Source organism: Bartonella queenslandensis AUST/NH15 (assembly GCF_000312585.1).
GTDB lineage: Bacteria > Pseudomonadota > Alphaproteobacteria > Rhizobiales > Rhizobiaceae > Bartonella > Bartonella queenslandensis_A.
Genome location: NZ_HE998153.1, coordinates 1 through 983, shown reverse-complemented (window position 1 = coordinate 983; position 983 = coordinate 1). Strand labels below are relative to the sequence as shown.

Annotated in this window: 1 protein-coding gene; it reads right to left on the bottom strand. The window is 35.0% G+C overall.

Annotation, left to right across the window (positions count from 1 at the left end):
* On the bottom strand, positions 1-983 hold a 983-nt coding region (locus tag BN338_RS12285; protein ID WP_039761807.1), incomplete at both ends, for a type ISP restriction/modification enzyme.

Below are 983 nucleotides of genomic sequence, written 5' to 3'. Positions count from 1 at the left end.
AAACTTTTCAGGATTAGAAATCTCTGTCTGTTTTGGATTACCTTTTTTAAAGGTCACGGGATAAGGCTCTACCGTTTCATAGTTCACATGCAAATGACCGAGTTCACGCCCTGCTGTTACAAACTTCCAAAAATCATCGGCGCTTTTAACACAAGGGATACGAGGCAATTCTTTGCATAAATTATGCGCATAACGAGTGCGATAATCTTCTGAATGCAAAATACCGTAAACATAATAAAAGATATCTTCTTTTGTTATATTCTCATTAGGATAAGCTGCTTTAAAATGTGCTAATCCGGCATCTGTAATGCCATCACGAACTTTCTTTTTTGCACCTGTAGTAAATAAACTATGGTCATGATGTTTTTCTTCTTCACAATAGAGCATAAACGGATAGCATCTTGATTTTTCTAGTGTGTCAAAACTAATAGGTTTATTTGTCATGAGACAAGAAAAAGCTTTTTGGCTTCCTTCTCCCGAAATGCAAATTCCAAGGTTATGAGGAATATCCCGATTAAAAAATTGATGTGTTTGCCCTAGCGCTTCATTTAGTAATGGTGATGCATAATGCCATGTTATCATAAACGGGCGGTAAAGAACTGGAACTTTTAAATGAACATCAAAAGTTGCGTTGATCCCTTGCTTTAATTTAGAGATAAGAGCATTTGCCCAACTAATTTTGGTAGCATCATAATCAATAATCTTCTTTATAGGTACAGATGGATTCTCAGCAATAAGACGTTTTTGTACATTAAAAAATTCAATTGTTTTTTGAATAGATAAATTTAATGCATTACTTGAAAAGTTGTAAACCCAAGCATCCCGAGCAGAATTCACACCACGTGACACCTCCCTAAACAGCGCAGCATCTATTGAGTTATTTTTAATACTCATGGGTATAAACTGATTAAAATCGGCTTCTCTTTGTTTTATCCAATCACCATGTTTATCTGGTGTAATTATTTGCCAACCTTTTTTGCCTT